The organism is Agarivorans sp. 2_MG-2023, assembly GCF_030548085.1.
Taxonomy (GTDB): domain Bacteria; phylum Pseudomonadota; class Gammaproteobacteria; order Enterobacterales; family Celerinatantimonadaceae; genus Agarivorans.
In genome coordinates this window covers 124,233-146,504 of the sequence record NZ_JAUORQ010000004.1, presented here as the reverse complement: position 1 = coordinate 146,504, position 22,272 = coordinate 124,233, and the positions used below count along the sequence as shown (strand labels likewise).

At 43.0% G+C, this 22,272-nt stretch carries 22 protein-coding genes; 10 read left to right on the top strand and 12 right to left on the bottom strand.

Annotation, left to right across the window (positions count from 1 at the left end; translation table 11 throughout):
* Positions 1-3 precede the first annotated feature (3 nt).
* The 3 genes from priC to dinG are packed head-to-tail and all read right to left on the bottom strand — an operon-like array spanning position 4 to position 3,403.
* Positions 4-612, bottom strand: a complete 609-nt coding sequence (gene priC, locus Q4549_RS07730) for a primosomal replication protein PriC (RefSeq protein WP_303551288.1) — start codon at positions 610-612, stop codon at positions 4-6.
* Positions 600-1,379: a TSUP family transporter gene (locus Q4549_RS07725; RefSeq protein ID WP_137674642.1), complete on the bottom strand. Its 780-nt coding sequence runs from the start codon at positions 1,377-1,379 to the stop codon at positions 600-602. The genes priC and Q4549_RS07725 overlap by 13 nt, the downstream gene beginning before the upstream one ends.
* Positions 1,379-3,403 (bottom strand): ATP-dependent DNA helicase DinG, encoded by a 2,025-nt coding sequence (gene dinG, locus Q4549_RS07720; RefSeq protein WP_303550901.1) that lies wholly within the window; start codon positions 3,401-3,403, stop codon positions 1,379-1,381. Before dinG ends, Q4549_RS07725 begins: the two co-directional genes overlap by 1 nt.
* Before the next feature lie 348 nt (positions 3,404-3,751).
* Between dinG and Q4549_RS07715 the strand changes: the two genes are divergently transcribed.
* Together Q4549_RS07715 and Q4549_RS07710 are read left to right on the top strand one after the other, a co-directional pair.
* Complete coding sequence (locus tag Q4549_RS07715; RefSeq protein ID WP_303550903.1) at positions 3,752-4,801, top strand: porin; 1,050 nt, start codon at positions 3,752-3,754, stop codon at positions 4,799-4,801.
* Positions 4,802-5,174: 373 nt separating this feature from the next.
* Positions 5,175-6,209 carry a porin gene (locus Q4549_RS07710; protein ID WP_303550905.1) on the top strand — a complete coding sequence of 345 codons (1,035 nt, stop codon included), beginning with the start codon at positions 5,175-5,177 and terminating at the stop codon, positions 6,207-6,209.
* 70 nt (positions 6,210-6,279) lie between these two features.
* Here the strand turns inward: Q4549_RS07710 and Q4549_RS07705 are convergent, their stop codons facing one another.
* Both Q4549_RS07705 and Q4549_RS07700 read right to left on the bottom strand, forming a co-directional pair.
* On the bottom strand, positions 6,280-6,654 hold the full coding sequence (locus Q4549_RS07705; protein WP_137674638.1) for a TraR/DksA C4-type zinc finger protein: 375 nt from the start codon (positions 6,652-6,654) through the stop codon (positions 6,280-6,282).
* 181 nt (positions 6,655-6,835) lie between these two features.
* The gene (locus Q4549_RS07700; RefSeq protein WP_303550906.1) at positions 6,836-7,774 is read right to left on the bottom strand and encodes a tRNA-dihydrouridine synthase; all 939 of its coding nucleotides are present in this window, start codon (positions 7,772-7,774) and stop codon (positions 6,836-6,838) included.
* Positions 7,775-8,205: 431 nt separating this feature from the next.
* Between Q4549_RS07700 and apt the strand changes: the two genes are divergently transcribed.
* The 4 genes from apt to Q4549_RS07680 all read left to right on the top strand — a co-directional run bounded on the left by apt (position 8,206) and on the right by Q4549_RS07680 (position 12,039).
* On the top strand, positions 8,206-8,751 hold the full coding sequence (apt, locus tag Q4549_RS07695; RefSeq protein ID WP_137674636.1) for an adenine phosphoribosyltransferase: 546 nt from the start codon (positions 8,206-8,208) through the stop codon (positions 8,749-8,751).
* A 14-nt stretch (positions 8,752-8,765) separates the two neighbouring features.
* Positions 8,766-11,123, top strand: a complete 2,358-nt coding sequence (gene dnaX, locus Q4549_RS07690) for a DNA polymerase III subunit gamma/tau (protein WP_303550910.1) — start codon at positions 8,766-8,768, stop codon at positions 11,121-11,123.
* Positions 11,124-11,194: 71 nt separating this feature from the next.
* Positions 11,195-11,521 (top strand): YbaB/EbfC family nucleoid-associated protein, encoded by a 327-nt coding sequence (locus tag Q4549_RS07685; protein WP_137674634.1) that lies wholly within the window; start codon positions 11,195-11,197, stop codon positions 11,519-11,521.
* A gap of 92 nt (positions 11,522-11,613) precedes the next feature.
* Positions 11,614-12,039: a DUF3010 family protein gene (locus tag Q4549_RS07680; protein WP_303550913.1), complete on the top strand. Its 426-nt coding sequence runs from the start codon at positions 11,614-11,616 to the stop codon at positions 12,037-12,039.
* 81 nt (positions 12,040-12,120) lie between these two features.
* On the opposite strand, the gene asnB is transcribed toward Q4549_RS07680, so the two are convergent.
* The 3 genes from asnB to Q4549_RS07665 form a co-directional block, all read right to left on the bottom strand.
* Entirely contained in the window at positions 12,121-13,785 is a 1,665-nt protein-coding gene (gene asnB, locus Q4549_RS07675) for an asparagine synthase B (RefSeq protein ID WP_137674632.1), read from the bottom strand.
* A 194-nt stretch (positions 13,786-13,979) separates the two neighbouring features.
* Positions 13,980-15,572 carry a cation:proton antiporter family protein gene (locus tag Q4549_RS07670; RefSeq protein WP_303550915.1) on the bottom strand — a complete coding sequence of 531 codons (1,593 nt, stop codon included), beginning with the start codon at positions 15,570-15,572 and terminating at the stop codon, positions 13,980-13,982.
* A gap of 20 nt (positions 15,573-15,592) precedes the next feature.
* Complete coding sequence (locus Q4549_RS07665; RefSeq protein ID WP_137674630.1) at positions 15,593-16,342, bottom strand: HAD-IIA family hydrolase; 750 nt, start codon at positions 16,340-16,342, stop codon at positions 15,593-15,595.
* Between the two features lie 135 nt (positions 16,343-16,477).
* On the opposite strand from Q4549_RS07665, the gene Q4549_RS07660 reads away from it, so the two are divergent.
* From Q4549_RS07660 to lpxM, 3 genes are all read left to right on the top strand, one after another.
* A complete protein-coding gene (locus tag Q4549_RS07660) occupies positions 16,478-17,497 on the top strand; it encodes an adenosine deaminase (RefSeq protein WP_303550917.1) in 1,020 nt (339 codons plus the stop codon).
* A gap of 64 nt (positions 17,498-17,561) precedes the next feature.
* Positions 17,562-17,891 carry an antibiotic biosynthesis monooxygenase gene (locus Q4549_RS07655; RefSeq protein WP_137674628.1) on the top strand — a complete coding sequence of 110 codons (330 nt, stop codon included), beginning with the start codon at positions 17,562-17,564 and terminating at the stop codon, positions 17,889-17,891.
* Positions 17,892-17,978: 87 nt separating this feature from the next.
* The gene (gene lpxM, locus Q4549_RS07650; RefSeq protein ID WP_303550920.1) at positions 17,979-18,926 is read left to right on the top strand and encodes a lauroyl-Kdo(2)-lipid IV(A) myristoyltransferase; all 948 of its coding nucleotides are present in this window, start codon (positions 17,979-17,981) and stop codon (positions 18,924-18,926) included.
* A gap of 15 nt (positions 18,927-18,941) precedes the next feature.
* Here lpxM and Q4549_RS07645 read toward each other — a convergent pair whose 3' ends face one another.
* The 3 genes from Q4549_RS07645 to Q4549_RS07635 all read right to left on the bottom strand — a co-directional run bounded on the left by Q4549_RS07645 (position 18,942) and on the right by Q4549_RS07635 (position 21,099).
* Positions 18,942-19,625, bottom strand: coding sequence for a DUF2982 domain-containing protein (locus tag Q4549_RS07645; RefSeq protein ID WP_303550923.1), 684 nt, complete (start codon positions 19,623-19,625; stop codon positions 18,942-18,944).
* Between the two features lie 101 nt (positions 19,626-19,726).
* The gene (locus Q4549_RS07640; RefSeq protein ID WP_303550925.1) at positions 19,727-20,023 is read right to left on the bottom strand and encodes a DUF1244 domain-containing protein; all 297 of its coding nucleotides are present in this window, start codon (positions 20,021-20,023) and stop codon (positions 19,727-19,729) included.
* An 86-nt stretch (positions 20,024-20,109) separates the two neighbouring features.
* Positions 20,110-21,099: a DUF2333 family protein gene (locus Q4549_RS07635; RefSeq protein ID WP_303550928.1), complete on the bottom strand. Its 990-nt coding sequence runs from the start codon at positions 21,097-21,099 to the stop codon at positions 20,110-20,112.
* 291 nt (positions 21,100-21,390) lie between these two features.
* Between Q4549_RS07635 and Q4549_RS07630 the strand changes: the two genes are divergently transcribed.
* Positions 21,391-21,942 (top strand): outer membrane beta-barrel protein, encoded by a 552-nt coding sequence (locus tag Q4549_RS07630; protein ID WP_303550931.1) that lies wholly within the window; start codon positions 21,391-21,393, stop codon positions 21,940-21,942.
* On the opposite strand, the gene Q4549_RS07625 is transcribed toward Q4549_RS07630, so the two are convergent.
* Entirely contained in the window at positions 21,939-22,220 is a 282-nt protein-coding gene (locus Q4549_RS07625; protein WP_303551291.1) for a hypothetical protein, read from the bottom strand. The two genes, Q4549_RS07630 and Q4549_RS07625, sit on opposite strands and share 4 nt — an antisense overlap.
* Between the last annotated feature and the right edge of the window lie 52 nt (positions 22,221-22,272).

The window sequence follows — 22,272 nt, the reverse complement described above, 5'->3', positions numbered from 1 at the left end:
GAATTACTCCTTAAAGCGTGATTCTATCTGATTAATTTTCTGTTCTAGTTTCCAAGTGGTTTTCTGACACTCACCTAAGCGACTCTTTAGATTGAGGATCTCTGCGCTTAGTCTAGCAGTATCTGTCTTGAGATTACTACGATTAAGTACTTGGTTTTTTTCGGCAATTTTTTGCTCAAGTTGTTGCTCAAACTGTTTCTGTTGAGAAAGCTTCTCGTGTAGCTCAGAACGGTTGCCCGAACTCATTACTTTATCTAAGCGCTTTTGCCAGTTCTGAATGCGTTTTTGTTGAGGAATAGCTTGCTGTTTTGCTTGGCGATTTGCTTTAGATATTTTGCTTTGCAGCATAGCAAATTTACCCACAAACCTATCGCAATACAGTTGGAGTAATTCAAGGTCTTGGGTTTTTTCACTCAGCAGGTGGATTCGATTTAAGTCTTGCTCTAGTTCTGCTACGTAATCGCTAAACAAATCACTACGACAACTAAAGCGCTCATCTAATACTGCGGTTTTGGCGTAAGCGCTGCGCTCGCCTTGAATATCACGATGTTCGGCTTGCTGCTTTAAATGTAGCAGTTTTTGGCTTAGCGTTTGAAGCTCTAGCTGAACCATGCTTGCCACGCCAGTTTTCCGGCAATTACCATGACAACAGTAATGAACACCGGGCGAATAAATTTTGCGCCAAAATGGATGGCTGAATGGGCGCCTACCACTGCGCCAAGCATAATGCTTACGCCCATGGTTAAACCAATTGCCCAATTAACGTGACCTAAATAGACGAAGGTAATAAAAGAAACAAAGTTACTGGTAAAGTTCATCGCCTTGGCTAAACCAGACGATAACAATATGTTCATTTTGTAGAGTGCCATAGATGATACTGTCCAAAATGCACCAGTACCTGGGCCGGCCACACCATCATAAAATCCGAGGCTTAAGCCTTGCCCCACCATTTGCTTAGTAAGTTTTTTACTGGTTTTAGGTAGGACTGCTTGGCCATCTGCTTGTTTTCTATTTACTACGGTATAAACCGCTGTGGCCATAATCACTAAGGGCAGCAGTTTTTCTAACCATTGAGTACTTATAAAGTCGACGATAAAGGTGCCAAAAAACGCCCCAATTGCCGTAGCAACAAAGCTCCAAATCCAAAACACGGGATTAAACAATTGTTTTCTATAAAAAGTCCAAGCGGCGGTGCTAGAGCCAAAGCTAGCGGCTAGCTTATTAGTGCCTAAGGCTATATGTGGCGGTAGACCAATACTTAATAAGGCGGGAATAGTGAGTAGCCCGCCGCCACCTGCAATAGCATCAATAAAGCCTGCGGTTAGCCCTATGCCGATAATAAGCAGCAAAACAGAGGAGTCGAGTCCCAATTCCAACATTAACTATCACTTCTTTTATATGGGGGTAATGCAGCCAATAATTGGCTACCGTAGCGGCGCGAACTTAGCCGACTATCAAGCAGCACGATTCTACCTGAATCACTTTCTTTTCTCATTAACCTTCCACAGCTCTGGATGAGTTTTCTACTCGCGCTTGGCAATGTTAGCAACATAAAAGGATTTTGATTTCTACTTTCTAACAACTCCGCGTGGCTAGCCATAACCGGTTCTGTAGGAACCGCAAACGGTAAGCGAGCAATTAGGAGATCCGTTAATAGCTCACCCGGCAAATCGATACCCTCACTAAAGCCGATAGTTGCCAAAATAGTGCTGGTTTGATGCTGCTTTCTGCAATCACGGTGTTTAGCTAATAGTTGCTGGTTGGTGAGTTTACCCTGTACCCAAAGGTTGCTGATGTTGTGTTTTTCTAAGTGCTCTGCAACTAAATCAACTAAACGGTATGAGTTACACAGCACTAATACCCCCCCTTTATTTTGCTGTGCTGCTAAAACGTAATCAGCAACACTGCGAGCAAAATCTGGATGGTCTGGCTCAGGCAACCTGCTAGGTACTTGCAATTCTACTTGCTGATAATTAAAAGGAGAGGGCAGTTTTACTAATTGTTCAGAAGGCAACTTAGGTAAACCTACTTGATTTAAGTAATAGGAGAAATTGCCTAAGGCACTTAAGGTAGCCGACACCGCAATGACCGAGAATGCATCTTGCCAAAGCAACTGCTGAAGTACACCACCAATCTCGATGGGAGAGCTGCATAACAATAGTTCTTTTTCTTTTTGGCTAAACCAAAATGCAGTGTTTTTTTGATTATTTTCATTTGCGTAACTAAATAAAGTGTCGACCCACGACTCACTAAGGTGTTGCATAGGGCTTAATTGGCTAAGTAACGCTTCTGCTTGTGATGACTTTAATTGGTTGTCAGCCACACTTTCTTGAATCACACCAGCAAAGTGTTGCAGGCAACTACCAAGCTTATTGGCTTCTTTAAAGTAGTTACTTGCTAAATTGGTAATGGCAGTTGGTGTTTTGGCTAAAGGAAAACGCCAATGCCCACTTTGTTCAAAACTAGCTTTATTATCAATTGCGATATCTTTGAGCTTATTAAAGCATCGGCTAAGTTCAACGCAGGCTTCTTTTAGCTTGATACTTGTACCAGCAATGCTTGAAGGGTTAAGTACCGTTGCTAAATGCTTGTCTAACTCCTTGATGTTTTCTAGTTCTTTTAATGCATAACGTAAGCCTAGTTGATTGGCACTGGCTTCGCGGGCAATATCTGGGAATTGATGCGCTTCGTCTAATATATAGATGCAATCTTCGGCTGGCGGCAATATATGGCCACTACCTGCGTGTAAGTCAGCCAGCAGCAAACTGTGGTTGGCAACAATGACATCAGCCTTTTTCAAGCCTTTACGCGCTTTATGAAAAGGGCAACTGCGGTGCCTAGCTGACTGAACTGAACAACTTAAGCCGTCTACCACAACGTGTTGCCATATTTGCCAAGGGATTTGGGCTGGCCAAGTATCTCGGTCTCCGTCCCATTTGCCTTGTTGCAGCGCTACTGCCATGCGCTTCGCTAAATCGGCGTGTTTAGGCATTAAACCCTCCTCAGGAGAAATGGCTGCAACCAGTTTATGGGCGCAACAATAGCGCTGACGTCCCTTCGCTAAACAAAACTGAAACTCGCCATGCGCGGCTAAATGCACCAAGGGAATGTCACTGTCTATTAACTGTTGTTGCAACGCGACAGTAGCGGTAGAGATCACGACTTTCTTATTTAAGGCTCTTGCTAAAGGGATAGCGGCCAATAAATAAGCAAGAGATTTTCCTGTTCCTGTACCAGCTTCAGCTAAAAGTACCCGTTGTTTGCGATTTATATCTCCCGCAATTGTTTTGGCAATTTGAGCGATTAAAGCAGTTTGTGCAGATCTAGTAACAAATTCTGGATTTTGTTCCTGCAGGGTCTTATACCAATGGCGAATTCGTTTCTTGTTTTTTTCTGTTAACATGAATTCCTCAATGTTGTTAACAACTTATAACTACCTTTATGTTCTTTAGCTGAACATTATAGATTAGAGCCGCGGCATAAAACACTGCAAATAAATAAAATAATTGGTTTAAATACTGTTAGATGTAGATCACGTTTTTGTGTCTATTACATTCTTTTATCATGCTTGATTACAGATTGACCGCTGTAAAAGCACGTGTATACAGGGTTTTACGTGATTTTATAAAAGTTCAATTTTTTATTGCAAAAAAATTTCAGCTTGATAATGTATTGACCAGACAGTGAGAAATCACTGTCGCACAGGGAATTTAAGGAACAAGTGTTTAATTGCTAAGAAGGCACAGGAAAAATGAAAAAAACAATTCTAGCGGTAGCAATACCAGCTCTATTCGCAGCATCTGCACAAGCTGCAACTGTATATGACGCCGACGGCGTAACTGCTGAAGTTTATGGTCGTATGCAATTCGATATTACTGATCCAGGCGAAAAAGGTAAGTCAGACATTGACGGTGTTGGTTCTGCTCGCATGGGCTTTAAAGCTAAATCTGAAATCGCACCTGGCATTAAAGCCTTAGCTCGCGGTGAATGGCAAATTCAAGCTGAAAATAGCGCTAAAGGCTCAAACTTTGAATGTGAAGACGTAAGCGACACAAGCACTTGTAAAGTTAGCAGCAGCGACCCATTTGCCGCTCGTCACCTATACGCAGGCTTTGAGTTTGATGAAGGCGGCACTGTAGTATTTGGTCAAACTGATACAGCATTCTACCAAGCTGTAGCTGCAACCGATATCTTCAATACTTACGGTTACGAAGCTTATGATCTAATCGAAGACGGCCGTCAAGAAGGTCAAATCGTATATAACGGTGAGTTCGGTGGGTTTTATGTTGGGGCTTCTTACCAGTTCCGTGATGAAAACTTCACTGTTGATTTGGGTAACCCAAACAATGGTACTAGCGTAACTACTAACGCTAAACTTGATTCTGGTTATGCTGGTACCCTTGGCTACGCTTTTGATTTTGGCTTAGCTGCGTATGCTGGTTACCACGTAGAGAAGTTTGATGCTGGTGAAGACAAAAAGAACATGGCGCTTTCAGCTTCATACTCTTGGGAAGATCTTTACTTAGCTGGTGCTTACGTTACTACTGAACTTGGTGATGCCGAACTTAAAGGTTATGACCTAGTAGCATCTTACGATATCAATGCTGTTTCTCTATACACTGGTTATGCAGCTCAGAAAGCTGAAGGTTCAATTAGCGACCAAGGCGATACAGCTAAAGCATTCAAACTGGGTGCTGCTTACAAGTTCAACAGCAACATGAAAGCATGGGCTGAGTACTTGAATGATGGTCTTGAAGGTGCTGATGACCAATGGACTATCGCAGTACAATACAACTTCTAAGTTGATTGTTGTGATAAGCGCTTGTTAAGCGCTACACCATATAAAAGCTCGCTACGGCGAGCTTTTTTGTTTTTTTGTTTTCCTCTTTTTACACCTAGATTTTGTCTGTATTTCCTCACTCAGAGCTCTATTATTCATTTTGTGTATATCTGCTAGTTCTTGAATAGATAAACATTTTGTCAAACTCACTATTGCATTTTCAATAAACTATAAAAGTTCATAAAAACTTCAAAAAAATGTTGAATTCCCTCTCGATTTCAGCAAATATGTCGGCCGTGAGAAGGACTTCACTGCACAGGGAAACCATTCAAAGGATGTAACGAATGGGTCAAGGAAGAGATAAGTTATTAATCTCAAAATAGGCAGTGGAACATTGAAAAAGACAATTTTAGCAATCGCAATTCCAGCATTATTCACAGCTGGCGCAACTAACGCTCAAGAAATTTACAATGACGGCGAAAATTCATTCTCTATCGGTGGTCGCCTTAACCTTATGGTTGAGTCAGCAGACAACGGCGTAGAAGGCGAAGGCCGCGAAGCTCGTTCAGAAAACAACTCTTCACGCATTAACTTAAACTTTTCTCGCAAAATGAGCGAAAACGTTACTGCTCGCGCTACCATGGAATATGGTATCGATAACCCAAATGGCGACAGCGATGCTCCTTTCTTTAACCGTTTAGGTTTTGTAGCGTTTGACCACGCTGACTACGGTTCAATCTCTTACGGTAAGCAGTGGTCTACTTACTACACTGTTACTGGCGTAACCGATGTATTTTGGGTTTACGGCGGAACTGCTATGGGTATTTACGACGGTGGCCAAGGTGAAACTGGCGCTGGTCGTGCAAACGATGCCCTACAATACAACGGCAGCTTCGGTGGTGTTAACTTAAGCGGTCAATACCAATTTGCTGATGAAAACGAAGGCCGTAAAGACAGCTACTCTGGTGCAGTATCTTACGATTTCGACTTCGGTCTAAATGTTGGTGCTACTTACCACCAAATGAACCGTACTGATGCCAAAAAAGCTGATGTATCTAACGATGGCGACATTAAACTAACTGCATTAGCAGCTAGCTACAACCAAGGTCCTATCTACGCTGCTGTTTCTTACGGTGAGTTTAAAAACCACGTAGAGTTTGACGGCGCTACCGGCGTTTCAGGTAAAGCTATGGGCCATGAAGGTGTATTCGCTTACACCTTAGACATGGGTCTACAACTTTACACTGGTTGGAACTACCAAGAAGACAAGAACTCAGAAGCAGATCTAAAAACTGCTTTAGTAGGCGCAATGTACGATTGGAACAACGTTCTTTTGTACACTGAGTACCAAGACGAGACTGTTAAGTCTACTTCTGGTAACAAAACTGACGACAACCGCCTAGCGCTTGGTGTTCGTTACAACTTCTAATCTGGCTTAAAAGTCGATAGAAGTAAAAAGGCCACTGCAAGGTGGCCTTTTTGTATGTAGCTATTTATTGCTAAAGAGCAAAACTTTCACGACGTTTTGATAAGCGATGTTTATCACTACAGCGCTGGCAACGCTGTGTACTAGGATCACTTGCCAATCTGTCTAACTCAATAACTTCTTCACAGTCACTGCATAGCCCGTATAAACCTAGGTCGATTTGGCAAAGCGCGGCATCAACTCGCTTAAGCTGTTTAAGTTGAGCATTTAATTCTGAATACTGTAGCTTTAACGCTTGATCAATGAGTTGCTCATTACTCAGTGATTGCAGCTTACCGGCGGTTAACTTTAAGCTGGCTTTTTCAGAGGCAGTTAAAAATGAGATGATTTCAGACTTTAACTGCTCTAATTGCTGCGTAAGTCGCAACTGATAATCTGTAAATTCCACATTCAAGCCCAATTAAAAAGTGAATATGCAGTATAAACAGCAGAATAAGCCTTGAGATATGATGTGAATCAAAAGCCTCTCCCTATAGCGCTATATGTCTACATTTATTAGGGTTTTGTTGATCTGATGCAGAAAATGATTAAATTTTGTGACAAAACATAAAATGGATATTTGGCTTACGCTAATTCGCTTGTTGTAAGCGAATGGTATTAATAATTGTCGGGGTGTCTTTGTATATACGGATAGAGCGAAATAATTCATCAGCTTCAGAATAGTAGCCAGAGAGGTACCTAAGCCATTGTTTTACTCGGCTTTGATAGTATTTTGATTTTTCGCTATTTATTTCATGTTGCGAATAACGAATAAGCAGCTCAATCACCGCTTCCCAAGATAATGGGTCTTCTTCTCCGCGAACCACTTTGGCTAAGTTAGGAATGGTAAGCGCGCCACGGCCAATCATTACGTCATCACAACCACTCGTTTCTTGACATTGTAAGTAGTTTTCTCGGTTCCACACTTCACCATTAGCAATAATGGGTATCGAAAATTGCTCTTTTACTTTTTTAATGTAATGCCAATGGGCAGGGGCTTTGTAGCCATCTAACTTGGTTCGGGCATGAATGGTAAGTTCATCTGCTCCAGCTTCTTGAACAGCTTGAACAATATCAAAGCAATCTTCTTTGTTTTCCCAGCCTAAACGGATTTTGGCAGAAACAGTATGTTGTTTTGGTACTGCTTGGCGAACCGCGCTTATTACCTCAAAGATGGATTGAGGGGCTTTGAGCATAGATGCACCACCGCAGCTGCCGGTAACCGTATTACTTGGGCAGCCAAAGTTTAAATCTAGGCCATGCGAGCCTAATTCGATAGCGCGAACCGCATTTGCTGCCATTGGGCTAGGGTGTTGGCCAAGTAGCTGCACCCGCACAGGAGTGGTGTTATCAATGAAGCCGCCTTCATATAACTCAGGACAGTACTTATAAAAAACTTTATCTGGTAGGGCAACGTTAGTCACACGAATAAACTCGGTTACGCACCAATCGTATCCGCCACAACTGGACAAGAGCTGTCGCATTGAAGCATCGGCAACACCTTCCATTGGGGCTAAAACTACGCGCATAACTTACCTACCTAAAAAAGGGCGTTATTCTAACGGTTTGGCATATAGCAAGCCAGTGAAATTAACCATCTCACTAAGCAACCCGCGCTTTAGTTCGAATAGCTTTATCCTTTCTTTTCATGGGTATTTGTAGCAAACGGAGTCGCGTATAATTGATTTAGATCAATGTTGATTGGAATTAGTTTTAGGGTATTTTTGAAATGGACCACGAGTTTAAAGAAAGTTATAACGTATTATATTTCCTAGGTTTTATAGTGGCTCTACTGATCCCAACCTTACCATTGAGTTTGTCTTTACTTAAAATTTTAGCTTAAATTTTGTATTGTTTTGCAGGAAGCTCTACGTTGCTTTATGGCTGCAAACTGAGATAATTAAAGATTGTAAATAGCGCCCACCTTTATGGGCGTTTTTTTTGGACAATGGAAGCCGGTATGAGCAGCTCAAACCTCGAATATATTAAAAGCGCAATCAAAACTATCCCTAACTATCCTAAAGAAGGCATTTTGTTTAGAGATGTTACCAGCTTAATTGAAGACCCAAAGGCTTTTGCTTTAGTTATTCATGAATGGCAGCAGCGTTTTGAAGACTTAGGTATTACCAAAATTGTTGGTACCGAAGCGCGCGGATTTATATTCGGAGCGCCTTTAGCCCTAGCTTTGGGTGTGGGTTTTGTTCCGGTGCGTAAACCTGGCAAATTACCTCGTGAAGTGATTGGCGAAAGCTATGAGCTTGAATACGGCATGGACACACTTGAGATCCATACCGATGCGATTGAGCCCGGTGATAAAGTGTTGTTGGTTGATGATCTCATTGCCACTGGCGGTACCGCAGAAGCCTCGGTTAAGCTGATTCGTAAACTTGGTGGGCAGATAAATTATGCGGCCTTTGTGATAAACTTAGTAGACTTACCAGGCGCACAAAAGCTAACCACATTGGGCGTTGAATCTAGCTATTTAGTTGAGTTTGAAGGCGAATAGGACAAGCATATTTAATGAGTTATCAAGCCCTAGCAAGAAAATGGCGACCAAGAACATTCCAACAGGTAGTTGCCCAGCAACACGTGTTGGCAGGCTTGATTAATTCTCTTGATCAACAACGACTGCACCACGCTTATTTGTTTAGCGGTACGCGCGGTGTTGGCAAAACAACCATCGCACGTTTATTTGCTAAGAGCTTAAACTGCGAAGTTGGGGTATCGTCTCAGCCCTGCGGAAAGTGCAGTAATTGTATTGAAGTAGATCAAGGTAACTTTGTTGATTTATTGGAAATAGATGCTGCGTCTCGCACTAAAGTAGAAGATACCCGCGAGTTACTCGACAATGTGCAATATAGCCCTGCCAAGGGGCGTTATAAAGTCTACCTAATTGATGAAGTGCACATGCTGTCTCGCCACAGTTTTAATGCCTTGCTTAAAACTCTGGAAGAACCGCCAGAACACGTGAAGTTTTTGTTGGCCACTACCGATCCTCAAAAGCTTCCGGTTACTGTGTTATCTCGCTGTTTACAGTTTCAGCTCAAAGCCTTAAGTGAAGAGCAAATTGCTCATCAGCTAGCGCATATCCTCGATGCAGAGCAACGTCAGTATCAACCCGCTGGGCTTAACGCACTTGCCCATGCTGCAGACGGCAGTATGCGAGACGCTTTGAGTTTAACTGACCAAGCTTTAGCCTTATCTAATCAGCAAGTTGATTACCAACAAGTATTAGATATGTTAGGCGTGCTTGATCCCCATCAATTACGCCAATTGTTGTGTCATGTCGCAGCAGGTCAAACTGAATCAGTTTTTAGCAAAATATCTGAGTTAGCCACTATGGCACCAGACTACGAGCAACTGCATCAGCAACTGGCTGAAATTATTCATAAAGTGTGCATGGCGCAAGTGTTGCCTGCTAGTCAAAATGACGAAACCATACAGATGTTAGCCGAGCAATTAGATGCGCAACTACTGCAGTTGCTTTATCAGATTGTCATTACCGGTAAACGTGATTTTGCTTATGCGCCTAGCCCACGTGGCGGCTTTGAAATGACAGTGTTACGCATGTTGGCGTTTCAACCTGCAGAGCAGGTAGAGCAACTCTCGCCAGAGCCGCAAACAACTGCCACTCCGTCTAATGCTGAATTAGCTGACAACAGCTTGGTAAAAGAACAGCAAGAGATAATTGAGCAAGCGCAGCAACAAGGTTATCAAGTTGATGCCGCGCCTGTAAAAACAGCTGCACCTGCATCAACACCGCCATCGCAAACAAAAGATGAGCGAGTCGTGCAGCGTGAGCAAAGCATTGCAAAGCTAAAAAACCAACTGCGGGGCAATGAGCCAGCAGACGATGTAAAACCCGCCGTATCGGTTCATGATCAAGATAAGCAGGTTCCAGTGGCTAAATCACAAGCTGTTGCTCCTATTGCTGAGTTAGTTCAACAGCCAAGCGAACCTGCGGTTGCCATTGAACAACGTTTACCAGCATCCGAAGCTGCTGCTTCACATCCAGTGGAGCCGAATGAGCAAAGGTTTGATCAAACTACGCCACCGACTCCTGCCGCGCCGACCAACGAAACGAGTGCCTCGGTAGATGATAGCTATTATGCGCATTTAGCAGAGATGGGCGGAGGCTATGATGAAGAACCTAATTACGCGGCGGATTATCAAACGCAAGATATGCATTCTGCTGTTCCCGCATCGTCAGCATCACCTTCAATTTCTAGTCTTAGCCCTGAGGTCAGTAGTGCTCCGGCCAAAGAGGATACAGCCTCATTATTGCAGTTACGAAGCCAATTAAGAGCGCGAGGAAAAAGCGAAAAAAAGTCTGAAGAGGCTAGCGCCTCAAACAGCAAAAACAGCACTTTAGCTCCAGCGGCAAAAACGACCAATCATGTTGGGCAGCAGGTTAGCTCGAACAATAAGGCGCTTACACCTCCGCTTGCAGAGGTTTTAGCGCCGGCAGCACCAGCGCCATTTCAGTCATCAGTGACCGATCATGATGAGAGATGGGCTGAAATGGTTAAGCATATGGACTTAGGCCCAATTGCTCGGCAAATTGCTATTAACTCCTTGTATCAACTTGCCGGTAGCACCGTAAAATTGTTACTTAAGCCTGATTTGTCTCACTTGCCTAAACCCAGTTCTGTAGAAGAATTGAAGCAACAGCTTAGTCATTGCCTACAGTTTAGTGCGGAATTAGATATTACGGTTGGTGAAGATTCAAACAGTAATACGCCGCTAGAGCTTGCTCAGTTACTTCATCAAAAAAATACCGAAGCAGCACGTGAGCGCTTATTGGAAGACCCCAATATTCAAGCGTTGCAACAACGCTTTGGTGCAGAATTAGATCACGACAGTGTGAAATACCACTGAACAACTTGATTTTCGACATTAATATCGATGTAATGTCGCTGTTATAACTAATAGAAGAGAAGAGAATAGTTATGTTTAAAGGCGGAATGGGTAACCTAATGAAGCAAGCGCAGCAGATGCAGGATAAAATGCAGCGCGCTCAAGAAGAAATCGCCAAAATGGAAGTTACTGGTGAGTCAGGTGCAGGCCTGGTTAAAGTTGTTATGCTAGGTAACCACAATGTACGTCGCGTTGAGCTAGATGAAAGCTTAATGGAAGATGACAAAGACATGATTGAAGATTTACTTGCCGCTGCTGTTAACGATGCGGTGCGTCGTGTAGAAGAAGCCAGTAAAGAGAAGATGGGTGACGTAACCGGCGGTATGCAAATGCCTCCAGGTATGAAAATGCCTTTCTAAATTGGCTTCAACTAGCTGATTGATTAGGCCGCGTTGCGGCCTTTTTTGTGCAACACTGATATTGCACGGTTTATTTTGTAACGGGTATTAATATGAAAGTATGTGGCGTAGAAATAAAAAGTAATGAAGTAATAATAAGCTTATTGAGTTTAGAAGATGGCTTGTTTCAAATACCCGATTGCCGCGTGCGTCGTTTAACCCTTAGCGATATTAATAGCACTCAGCATTTACGCGATTTTCAATTTGCTTTTGCTAAGTTAATGAGTGACTACAAAGTTGAAAAAGTGGCGATTAAACAACGCCCAATGAAAGGTAAGTTTGCGGGTGGGGCTGTGGGCTTCAAACTTGAAGCTGCCATTGAAGTGATCGCCGATCTTAATGTTCAGTTGATCTCAGCGCCTTATTCTAAGCAAGTACTTAAAGACAACCCTATGCCTGTAGAATTCTCAGCTACTGGTCTTAAAGCTTTTCAAGAGGTGTCTTTTACCGCCGCTTATGTAGCTTGTATGTCTGAGTAGTATTTTACTGAAATATAAAAAAACCGATGCCATGGCATCGGTTTTTTGCTTTTAAACTCAGTTAACCAAGCCTAAAAGTGATTAGTACGCTTCGTTGTGCACTGATAGTACTGCACGGCCTGAAGGATCAGCGTTGTTAGCGAAGCTCGCATCCCAAGCAATTGCTTCAGGTGTAGAACAAGCTACAGACTTACCGTGTGGCACACATTCTGCCGCAGAGTCCTGCGGGAAGTGTTCTTCGAACATGCTACGGTAGTAGTAAGCTTCTTTAGTATCTGGGGTATTAATTGGGAAACGGAATGCCGCATTTGCCAATTCTTGATCAGATACTTCAAGCTCTACAAGTTCTTTAAGGCTGTCAATCCACGAGTAACCTACACCATCAGAGAATTGCTCTTTTTGGCGCCATGCTACTTCTGCTGGTAAGTAACCTTCAAAAGCTTCACGAAGGATGTGTTTTTCAATCTTGTCGCCAGCACACATTTTAGCTTCTGGGTTAATTCGCATTGCTACATCCATAAACTCTTTGTCTAGGAATGGAACACGGCCTTCAATACCCCAAGCGGCAAGTGATTTGTTAGCACGATTACAATCGAACATGTGTAGCTTTTCTAGCTTACGCAGTGTTTCTTCATGGAACTCTTTAGCATTAGGCGCTTTGTGGAAGTACAAGTAGCCGCCAAAGATTTCATCGGCGCCTTCGCCTGACAATACCATTTTAATGCCCATAGCCTTAATTTTACGCGCCATTAAGTACATTGGGGTAGAAGCACGAATAGTTGTTACATCGTAGGTTTCTAGGTAATAGATAACGTCTTTAATCGCATCAATACCTTCTTGAACCGTGAAGTGAATTTCGTGGTGAACTGTGCCTAAGTGCTTAGCAACTTTTTGCGCAGCAATTAGGTCTGGTGAGCCCACTAGGCCAACGGCAAATGAGTGCAGTTGCGGCCACCAAGCTTCAGAATTGTCGTTATCTTCAATTCGCTTGTCTGCGTACATTTTAGTAATCGCAGAAATAACTGAAGAATCTAAACCGCCAGATAGTAATACGCCGTATGGTACATCACACATTAGTTGACGCTTAACAGCGGCTTCTAAGGCTAATTTTAAATCTTCTACGCTAGCATCGTTGTTTTCAACCGCGCTGTAATCCATCCAATCGCGCTTGTAGTATTTAACTGGCTCGCCAGCTTTACTCCACAAGTAATGACCTGGAGGGAATTCACTAACGGTTTTACAAATTGGCGTTAGTGCTTTCATCTCAGAGGCAACATAAAAGTTACCGTGCTCGTCGTAACCGGTGTACAGCGGGATAATACCAATGTGGTCACGGCCAATTAAGTAAGCATCTTCTTCTGAATCGTACAAACAAAAGCCAAAGATTCCGTTTAGGTCATCTAAAAATTCAATGCCTTTTTCTTTGTACAAAGCCAAAATGATTTCACAGTCTGATTCAGTCTGGAATTCAAAATCAACATTAAGCTCAGCTTTAAGATCTTTGTGGTTGTAGATCTCGCCATTTACAGCAAGAGCGTGAGTTTTCTCGGGATTATAAAGAGGTTGTGCGCCGGTATTTACGTCTACGATAGATAAACGCTCATGCACTAAGATGGCATTTTTTGAAGTGTAAATACCTGACCAATCCGGGCCACGGTGGCGTAAACGCTTTGACATCTCAAGTGCTTGCTTACGCAGCACACTGAGGTCAGATTTAATGTCTAGAACTCCAAATATGGAACACATACTCTTCCCTTAACTACTTTGTGTTTACTCGTGAACAAATGGTACTTCGCCATTTGTCCAAATATTGCTTTCAATTTGCCAAGATCAGAAATTATTGCAAGCCCTGATTGAGATTTTTTGCTAAAAAAAGCCAGAAAACTAATAAAATTTAACAAACTGGCTATTTTTATAAGTCTTTTCGCAAATATTCAGCTTTATTTCTGTGGTTTATTGTTTTCAATGAGCTGATTATGAACATGGTCAGCAAAACCTGCACCGGCTTCATTATATAAGTTAAATACTTCGTCAGCCCCTAGGCGCTTTAACTTCTCTGCGTCGTCGGCAAATTGTGCAATGGCTGCAATTTTTGCGTTAAACGAGCCTTTTTGAAGTTGTTTTAGTGCGTACTGATTACCATGGTGATGGGGCATGGCTAAAAGCACTAATTTTAAATCTTTAGAGGGGGCCAGTTTTTCCCAAAAATCAGAGTCCGTTGCATCGCCTTGAATGACGGCGCGACCACTTTCTATTTGGTGCTGAATCTTTTCTAAATCAGTATCAATACCAATCACTAGGTCAGGGTAGTACTGCTGCAACATGTCATAAGCACCTTCACCAATACGCCCCATGCCCAGTATAACTACCTGCATTTGGCCAAGCTCTATCGGTTGGTCTTCCAGATGTAATTTAGAGCGTTGTAAACGCTTAAGAGAAGGGCGAATAAACTGATAGATAATATCGGCATTTTTGTGAATAGGTGCGGATACCAAAAAGCTAATACTAACCGCCATCGCTAGTGTGGCCATCCAAGAGGCATCAACCCATTGCAGTTGAACCGCCACCGCGGTGACAATCAAACCAAATTCACTGTAGTTGGCTAAACTCATTGCCCCTAAAAATGCAGTGCGAGAGCGCAATCTAAACCGCATTAAATAGAGTAAGTAGAACCCAGATTTAATCACCAAAATACCCACAAAGAATAATGCGATATATATTGATTCCACACTCAATTCGCTGGAAAGGCCAATTGATAAGAAGAAGGCTACGAGGAATAGTTCTTTGAAGCTAAACAGCGCTTTTGCCATACCACTAGCAGCAGGGTGGCCAGCCAGTAACATACCAATAATAAGAGCGCCTAAATCAGCCTTTAAACCCACTAAGTCAAATAATTGAGCGCCTAATACAAAGGTGAGGAAAAAGCCGAGTACTAGCTGTAACTCACCGTGCCCCACTCGATTAAGTAAACGATACAGCACTGGGCGAAGCGGCAACAGTAGCAATAAGAAAGGCGCATACATGGTTGGTAGTTTGCCGGTGGTGGCGGCTAAAAATACTACTGCGAAGATATCTTGCATGATCAATATACCAATGGCCACACGACCATAAAGTGCATTCATCTCACTCTTATCTTCTAATACTTTTACCGCAAACACGGTACTGGAAAAGCATAGAGCGAAAGACAAAACCACAATGCCTGTGCTTGATAGCTCGCCAATGCTACTAATACCAAACCATTTAACCGCAGATAAGGCACCTACAAACAGCAGCATATTGGTTGCCATATGTGCGGTAGCTGTGCCCCATACTTCGCGCTTGAAGAGGGTTCTTACATCAAGTTTTAAACCCACTGTAAACAACAGCAGGGTGACCCCTAAATCGGCTGCAGTAGAAATTAGCTCGTTTTGCTCGAAACCAATTTCTCGCAGAATAAAGCCTGCAGCTAAAAAACCAATTAATGGGGGTAAGTGAGCCAAATGAGCGAGAAAGCCCGCCAAAAACGTCACTGTTATAAGTATAGAAATATCCATTTATCGTTAAATCTTTATTGTTATATTATGTCTATAGCGGCTACGTTGGGGAAAACATAGTTAGGTCTAAAGGGTACCATTTCAATGTCTGCTTCACTGCTCACACCAGATAACACCAATATCGTTTCCAAGCCTGCTTGAAAGCCCGCCAGAATATCGGTGCGTAAATTGTCGCCGATAATTAAGGTTTCTTCAGCATGTGCGCCAATTTTATTTAAGGCTGCTCTTACTATCCATGCACTTGGTTTACCTACAACAAAAGGTTGGCGACCTGTAATGCGCTCAATGGGCGCGCACAACGAGCCACAAGCGGGGCTCATATTGGGGCCATGTGTATCTGGGTTAGTGGCAATAAATTGGGCGCCTTGTGCAACAAACTTCGCGGCATGTTGAATCATGTTCCAGTTGTAGTTCTTGGTTTCGCCAACAACAACAAAGTCTGGGTTAATATCGGTAATGGTAAACCCTGCACTGTATAATTCATGAATGAGCGCACCTTCGCCAATCACATAGGCTTTATTACCTTCTTGACGCTTTAAGAAATCGGCAGTGGCCATGGCAGAAGTATAAAAACAACTCTCTGGGATATCTACGCCAGCAGTTTGAAAACGATTTTGTAAATCTTGCGGTGTTTGAGCGGGATAATTAGTTAAAATCACCAACTTAGTGTTATTGGCCAGTAAACGCTCGATAAATGCCTTGGCTCCGTCTATCAGTTGGTTGTCGTGTAGTAATACACCGTCAATGTCACAAATAACTGCTTTGCTCATTCTTTTTCCTTAGAACCAGTATTATCAGTAGTTCAGGGTACCGTAGTGTGGCTAAAAAGCGTTAGAGAAAAATAACCTTAGGGCAACAAATAGCTTATATTCTTTACTATCCAAGTAGTTGAAGGGGAAGCATTGATGATTAATCAGCAAGAGTTTATTAAAAAAATACCAAAGGTTGAGTTGCACCTTCACATAGAGGGCAGCCTAGAACCTGAACTCATGTTTAAGCTAGCTGCTCGAAACAAGATTGAGCTGCCTTACGCTTCGGTAGAAGCGCTCAAAGAAGCTTATCAATTTAACAATCTGCAAGAATTTCTCGACCTTTACTACCAAGGTGCGGAAGTGTTGCAAACTGAGCAAGATTTTTATGACCTTGCTTGGGCCTATTTTGAAATCTGTCATCGCGATAACGTGCTTCATACAGAAGTGTTTTTTGACCCTCAAACGCATACTGAGCGTGGCATTGCGATGGCTACGGTCATTAATGGCTTAACCCGTGCTAAACAGCAAGCTGAAAAACAATACGGTATTAGTTGCGAATACATCTTGTGTTTTTTGCGTCATTTGTCTGAAGCGTCTGCGATTCAAACCTTAGAAGCGGCAAAACCATTTTTGGCGCAAATCATCGGCGTTGGCTTAGATTCGAGTGAACAAGGGCATCCACCCGAGAAGTTTCAAAGAGTTTTTTCCATGGCCAAACAACTGGGGCTTAGGCGTGTCGCACACGCTGGAGAAGAGGGACCAGCGTCTAACGTAGCAAGCGCTTGGGAATTGTTAGATGTGAGCCGAATAGATCACGGCGTTCGTTGTTTAGAAGATGCAGCGTTAGTTAAACAGTTAGCTAGAGTTCAAATGCCTTTAACCGTTTGTCCTTTTAGTAACGTAAAACTAAATGTGGTGGAACACCTTAGCGACCACCCATTACCTAGTATGATTGCAAAAGGTTTAGCAGTGACGATTAACTCCGACGACCCGGCATATTTTGGCGGCTATCTGCTAGATAACTTGCAAGCGTGTAGCGAAACCTTTAACTGGGATAGGGTACAAATAGCTGCATTAAGTTACGCCGCTGTTACTGCTAGTTACGCCAGTGAAGTAAGAAAAAGTGAGTTAAGTCAACTAATTGACAACTGTTTAGCAGAGTTTAGTCAGTGAGCTTGTATTTTGTTGGGTGCTCGCGCCATAGTTAGTATTCAGCTGACCAATAAGGAGATTATCGATGTTTGTTGTGTTATTTCGTTGGAAGTTAAATGAAGAGCATATTCAGTCATTCAAAGAAGGGTGGTCGGAGATTATCCATTTTAACGTAGATAAGTGTGCTGCTTTAGGCTCGCGTTTGCATAAAGCCTCTGACGGGACATGGATTTCCTATTCACAATGGCCAAGTAAACAGCATTGGTTACGCTCTAAAGAATCTGAAACCATGGTTGTGGAAGCGCGAAATAAAATGCGCAAAGCCATTGTTTGGCAAGATGAACCGCTGTTGATGTCACCGCAGTTAGATCATTTTGTATCCAGCAGTTTAGATGCGACTAAATCTATTTTGTAGGCTCTGCCACTTAGTAAACTTGCTTTAGCGCTGTTGGCGAGTAAACTGACGCGCTGTTTCAACCATAAAAGGCTGTGTTGTTAGGCTATGTCTAAGTTTGAATCTCAAGCATTTTCTATTTCTTTTTCTAAAGCTTGGTTGGCCCCTAAACACTGGGGCACCTGGCTTGTGGGTGGCCTAATTGTTCTACTGGCTTTTGTTCCTGTTACTTTACGTGACCGATTGGCAGTAGTGATTGCCAACCGAATTTTTAATCTAAAAGCCTTAAAAAAACGCCGCGCTATCGCCGATACTAATCTTAAGTTGTGTTTCCCTGACATGAGCGCCACTGAGCGCGAGCAATTGATGCGCAAAAATATGCAAATATTTGCCCAGCTCATTTTAGGCGCGGGTGAAATGTCTGTTCGTTCTAAACGTTATTTACAAAACCGCATTGTGGTTGACGGTGAAGAGCACATTAAGGCCATTCTTGATAACAATGAAAACTTCATTATCTTGTTGCCGCACACCTACCCAGTGGATTTCTTAGGCACATACTTTTGTACCCGTGGTCACGACATGTGCACCATGTTCAAAAAAACAGGCGACCCTATCGTTGATTGGGCGATGGCCAAACAGCGGACCCGTTTTGGTGGGGTGATATTTGAGCGTAATGCCGGTATTAAAACACTGATTAAAGCTACTCGTGCTGGTTATGGTTGTATTTATTTGCCCGATGAAGACTTTGGTCCAGAAGCCAGTTTAATGACTCCGCTGTTCGAAACGACCAAGGCTACGCTGCCAGTGTTAGGGAAAATGACCAAGTTAAGCGGGGCGAAAGTGCTACCCATTTATGCTGGTTACGATAGTGAGCTGCATAAAGTAATACTCTATGTTCACCCTGCGATGGAAGGCTTTCCCAGTAACGACGTTGAGCATGACACTTTGCGTATGAATCAAGAAGTAGAGAAGTTGATTTCTCGCTCTCCTGAGCAGTATATGTGGACCTTAAAGCTGTTTCGTACCGTTGAAGGAAGTGACCAGCCGCGCTACTAAGCCGCGACTTGTCTATTAACTATTGGTAATTGCGCGACTTTTGTAGTTGCGCACTAAGGCCACAAAATCCTCAGGCTCTCGATCAAGAATATCTTGGTCGATCAATAAATCGTAACCGGTTAGTTCTCGTAGCTTCTTCATGCGATTGGCAAACATACCGGTTAGTCCGGTATAAATTTTCCCACTACTCGATTTAAAATAGTCATCTTCAATAAGATGGTCACTTACTTGGCTGTCTTGACAATGCTGACAGCTTTTTCGCAGCGATGCGAGTAAGGCTGCTCGTTGTTCTGTAAGCAAATGGGCAGACAATCGAGGGGATAAGCTATCAAGCAAGTAATCGGGTTCAGACAAACGTAAACCGATGTAATTCATGTCTTGCCAGTTTAGTCCGTCATGCAGGCGAGGAATGTCGATGCGTTGCAATTTGTCCCACGGCAAGCACCAGCCTCCGTAGCGATGGTGAAATTGCAGGTGGTCGTAACAAAGCACCACCGAGTAAACGGGCTGCATCCATTTTTCTACTCCAACCCTTATGCCTAGATAGGCGAGGAAAAATAGCACCGAAGCCACAATAGATACCAGTACAGCAGGTACATACAAGGTACTAATGCCTACTAAGGTGAGTAAAGAGCCGGCAAGTATTAAGGTTTTGGCGTTATTGCCGGCGCTGCTTTTAATCCATACTGACTTTGGCATGATGTTACCTCAATCAATTATCGCTGTGCTTAGTAATACGGACCGGACGCAGTAAACGTTCATTACAGCTGTCGCGATTTTGTTTAACTGTAACCTTAGCGCTATTTAGCCTTGGCAGCCTCTTTGGCTTTAAATACTGCCATTTGCTCTTCGGTGGCTGGCAGTTGGTGATGCTCTTTCCATTCAGAGTAAGGCATGCCGTATACTTTTTCGCGTGCTTGCTCGTAGTTTAAGTTTTCACCGTGTTCTTCGGCAGCGCTTACCATCCATTTTGCCAGGCAGTTTCGGCAAAAATCAGCCAAATTCATCAGTTCAATGTTTTGAACTTCTTTGTGTTGGTCTAAGTGTTCGAGTAAACGCTTAAAGGTTGCTGCTTCGATTGCTTGTTGCTTGTCCATGTTACATTCCTTATTCAAAGTGAATTTAGTGTAAATGGACAAAAGCAGCGAATCAACGCTGCTTTTATGTGGGTATTGAGGAGGGCTTAACCTTTGGTGAGTAGATTGTTCAGGTTAATAATCGCTGCGTTGGCACGAGACACATAATTTGCCATAACCAAAGAGTGATTAGCCATTAAGCCAAAACCGGTACCGTTTAGAATCATTGGGCTCCATACGGTTTCTTGAGTGGCTTCCAATTCGCGAACGATTTGGCGAACCGCAACCGTGGCATTTTTCTTTTCTAATACGCCTTTAAAGTCTACTTCCACGGCTTGGAAAAAATGTAATAACGCCCATGCTTCGCCGCGTGCTTCATAAAACACATCATCTATTTTCCACCACGATGTTTTCACCATCGATTCTGTTGGTGTAAAGGTAGACTGAGCAGCGCCTTCAGAGCCCACTAGGCTAGTATTGATTCGCTCTCGGCCAACCGACGCAGAAAGCTTTTGCGACATACTACCAAGGCGAGATTGCACTTCGCCTAACCACGTCACTAAGTTGTCGGCACGGGCGTAAAACTGGGCATTAGGGTCAGTGGGGTCGGCCAACTGCGTGCGATAAATCAATAGGGCGTCTATTGCATCTTGGTATTCCCGCTCGGCACTGGGTAATTGCCAGCTAGTATGGTCAATATTAAATTTGGGTTGGGCTATTTTAAGCTGTGCGTGTTCAACTGATTGCGCTTGAGAGCGGCTGAAGTCTTTACGCATAATTAGCGATAGATCTCGTACTTGGTTTAACGCACCTAATTCCCAACTTGGCATGTTATCCATTAATACACTGGGTAGCATTTTGTCGTTACTTAAATAACCACCAGGTTTATTGAGTAGGGTTTCAGCTACAAACATTAGTGCGGTGGTGGTGGCGTAACCTGTTACTACTTCCTCACCATTCGCTAAGGCCTGCTCCTGCACATATTCTTTTACATTTACTCGCTCAGGCTCGCTGCTCCAAATAACCGCGATGATGTAATTGATAACAAAGAAGACTAAAAAGAAAATAATAACCTTGCGGCCAGTAAGCTGGAACATAAACACGCCCTCGAGAAGATTTATGTTCTCAGCATAGTCAAGTAAGCAATTTAATCAATAGCTTATGCTAAAACTAATTAACAAAAAATCGTTCAAAATTTTTAGTTTTCTGCTTGATGTTTAAACGCTTATCACTGGATTAGCTCATTAAAAGGTGAACTTGCTAGCAAGATAATCTAAAGAATGGCTAGTTGATAGATTTAGCAGTTCCAATATGGTGGCTATCCTGAGAGTATATGCTGAAATATAACGCTTACATGGAGGTAATGATTTTAAAAGGTAATGATTGTAGTGCTTATCTCCAGAGCTTTAACCCTCAAGCTTGTTGCTCTAGTATCGGCTTGCTCCACTAGTGCAGCGATTGCAGTAGAGAATAACCAAGAAAACCCAGCTAATTACCCTTGGGCTGCCGCTTTTTTAGATTATCAAGACGCTGTTCAGCCAATGATTGGCCTTACTGTGGCGGTAAATCACTACGATAAACAATATCCTCGCTGGGGATACTACCTCGGTGTTGCTAAGTCTAAAGAAGATGATCTTGGTTTAGCTGCTCCCGCTGAGGGGAACCGCGAACTCACCATGCTGCGTTTGGGTGTTAGCTATAGCCTCACCAATGATTTGAGTTTATATGGTGGTGGGGTACTGCTAGAAAATACCACTGAATACACCGATGGTATCACTCAATATTGCACCGATTGCGAGCCTGAATGGCATACCGATACCGATAAAAACTGGGGCGGAGAAGTGGGCTTTCGTTATGCCTTAACTCGCCACTTTGTGCTGGGCGTAGGTTATAACTCTACCACTGAAGGTGGGGTATTCAGTATAGGCTATCGCGGTTAAGCCGATATAATTTGGTTACGTACCAAGCCTCGTTTTACATTTTTACATAGTTTGCCGAAGCGCCGGATTTCATCAAATTTTGGCTGAACACCACGCTTCATGGCGTGCTCCCAATAACTGAGTTCAGAGTCAACCAGCTCTAAGAGCTTTTTAGGGCAACCAATGCAGTTATTGGCCGTGGCACATATAAAAGTGTCTTCTTCATAGAGAGGAAACTCTCTTTTTACCTGAACAATAATATTCTTCATCGCGGTAATACGATCTGGTTTTGCGTGCATCAAACTGGCCATTGCAAAACGCTTATTGTACTTTGCCAAAGTAGTTTGTGAA

Bases quoted from the DNA above. Each gene is read 5' to 3' on its own strand.
- priC (WP_303551288.1), bottom strand. From the start codon at position 612: ATGGTTCAGCTAGAGCTTCAAACGCTAAGCCAAAAACTGCTACATTTA.
- Q4549_RS07725 (WP_137674642.1), bottom strand. From the start codon at position 1,379: ATGTTGGAATTGGGACTCGACTCCTCTGTTTTGCTGCTTATTATCGGC.
- dinG (WP_303550901.1), bottom strand. From the start codon at position 3,403: ATGTTAACAGAAAAAAACAAGAAACGAATTCGCCATTGGTATAAGACC.
- Q4549_RS07715 (WP_303550903.1), top strand. From the start codon at position 3,752: ATGAAAAAAACAATTCTAGCGGTAGCAATACCAGCTCTATTCGCAGCA.
- Q4549_RS07700 (WP_303550906.1), bottom strand. From the start codon at position 7,774: ATGCGCGTAGTTTTAGCCCCAATGGAAGGTGTTGCCGATGCTTCAATG.
- apt (WP_137674636.1), top strand. From the start codon at position 8,206: ATGAGCAGCTCAAACCTCGAATATATTAAAAGCGCAATCAAAACTATC.
- dnaX (WP_303550910.1), top strand. From the start codon at position 8,766: ATGAGTTATCAAGCCCTAGCAAGAAAATGGCGACCAAGAACATTCCAA.
- Q4549_RS07685 (WP_137674634.1), top strand. From the start codon at position 11,195: ATGTTTAAAGGCGGAATGGGTAACCTAATGAAGCAAGCGCAGCAGATG.
- Q4549_RS07680 (WP_303550913.1), top strand. From the start codon at position 11,614: ATGAAAGTATGTGGCGTAGAAATAAAAAGTAATGAAGTAATAATAAGC.
- asnB (WP_137674632.1), bottom strand. From the start codon at position 13,785: ATGTGTTCCATATTTGGAGTTCTAGACATTAAATCTGACCTCAGTGTG.
- Q4549_RS07670 (WP_303550915.1), bottom strand. From the start codon at position 15,572: ATGGATATTTCTATACTTATAACAGTGACGTTTTTGGCGGGCTTTCTC.
- Q4549_RS07665 (WP_137674630.1), bottom strand. From the start codon at position 16,342: ATGAGCAAAGCAGTTATTTGTGACATTGACGGTGTATTACTACACGAC.
- Q4549_RS07660 (WP_303550917.1), top strand. From the start codon at position 16,478: ATGATTAATCAGCAAGAGTTTATTAAAAAAATACCAAAGGTTGAGTTG.
- Q4549_RS07655 (WP_137674628.1), top strand. From the start codon at position 17,562: ATGTTTGTTGTGTTATTTCGTTGGAAGTTAAATGAAGAGCATATTCAG.
- lpxM (WP_303550920.1), top strand. From the start codon at position 17,979: ATGTCTAAGTTTGAATCTCAAGCATTTTCTATTTCTTTTTCTAAAGCT.
- Q4549_RS07645 (WP_303550923.1), bottom strand. From the start codon at position 19,625: ATGCCAAAGTCAGTATGGATTAAAAGCAGCGCCGGCAATAACGCCAAA.
- Q4549_RS07640 (WP_303550925.1), bottom strand. From the start codon at position 20,023: ATGGACAAGCAACAAGCAATCGAAGCAGCAACCTTTAAGCGTTTACTC.
- Q4549_RS07635 (WP_303550928.1), bottom strand. From the start codon at position 21,099: ATGTTCCAGCTTACTGGCCGCAAGGTTATTATTTTCTTTTTAGTCTTC.
- Q4549_RS07625 (WP_303551291.1), bottom strand. From the start codon at position 22,220: ATGCACGCAAAACCAGATCGTATTACCGCGATGAAGAATATTATTGTT.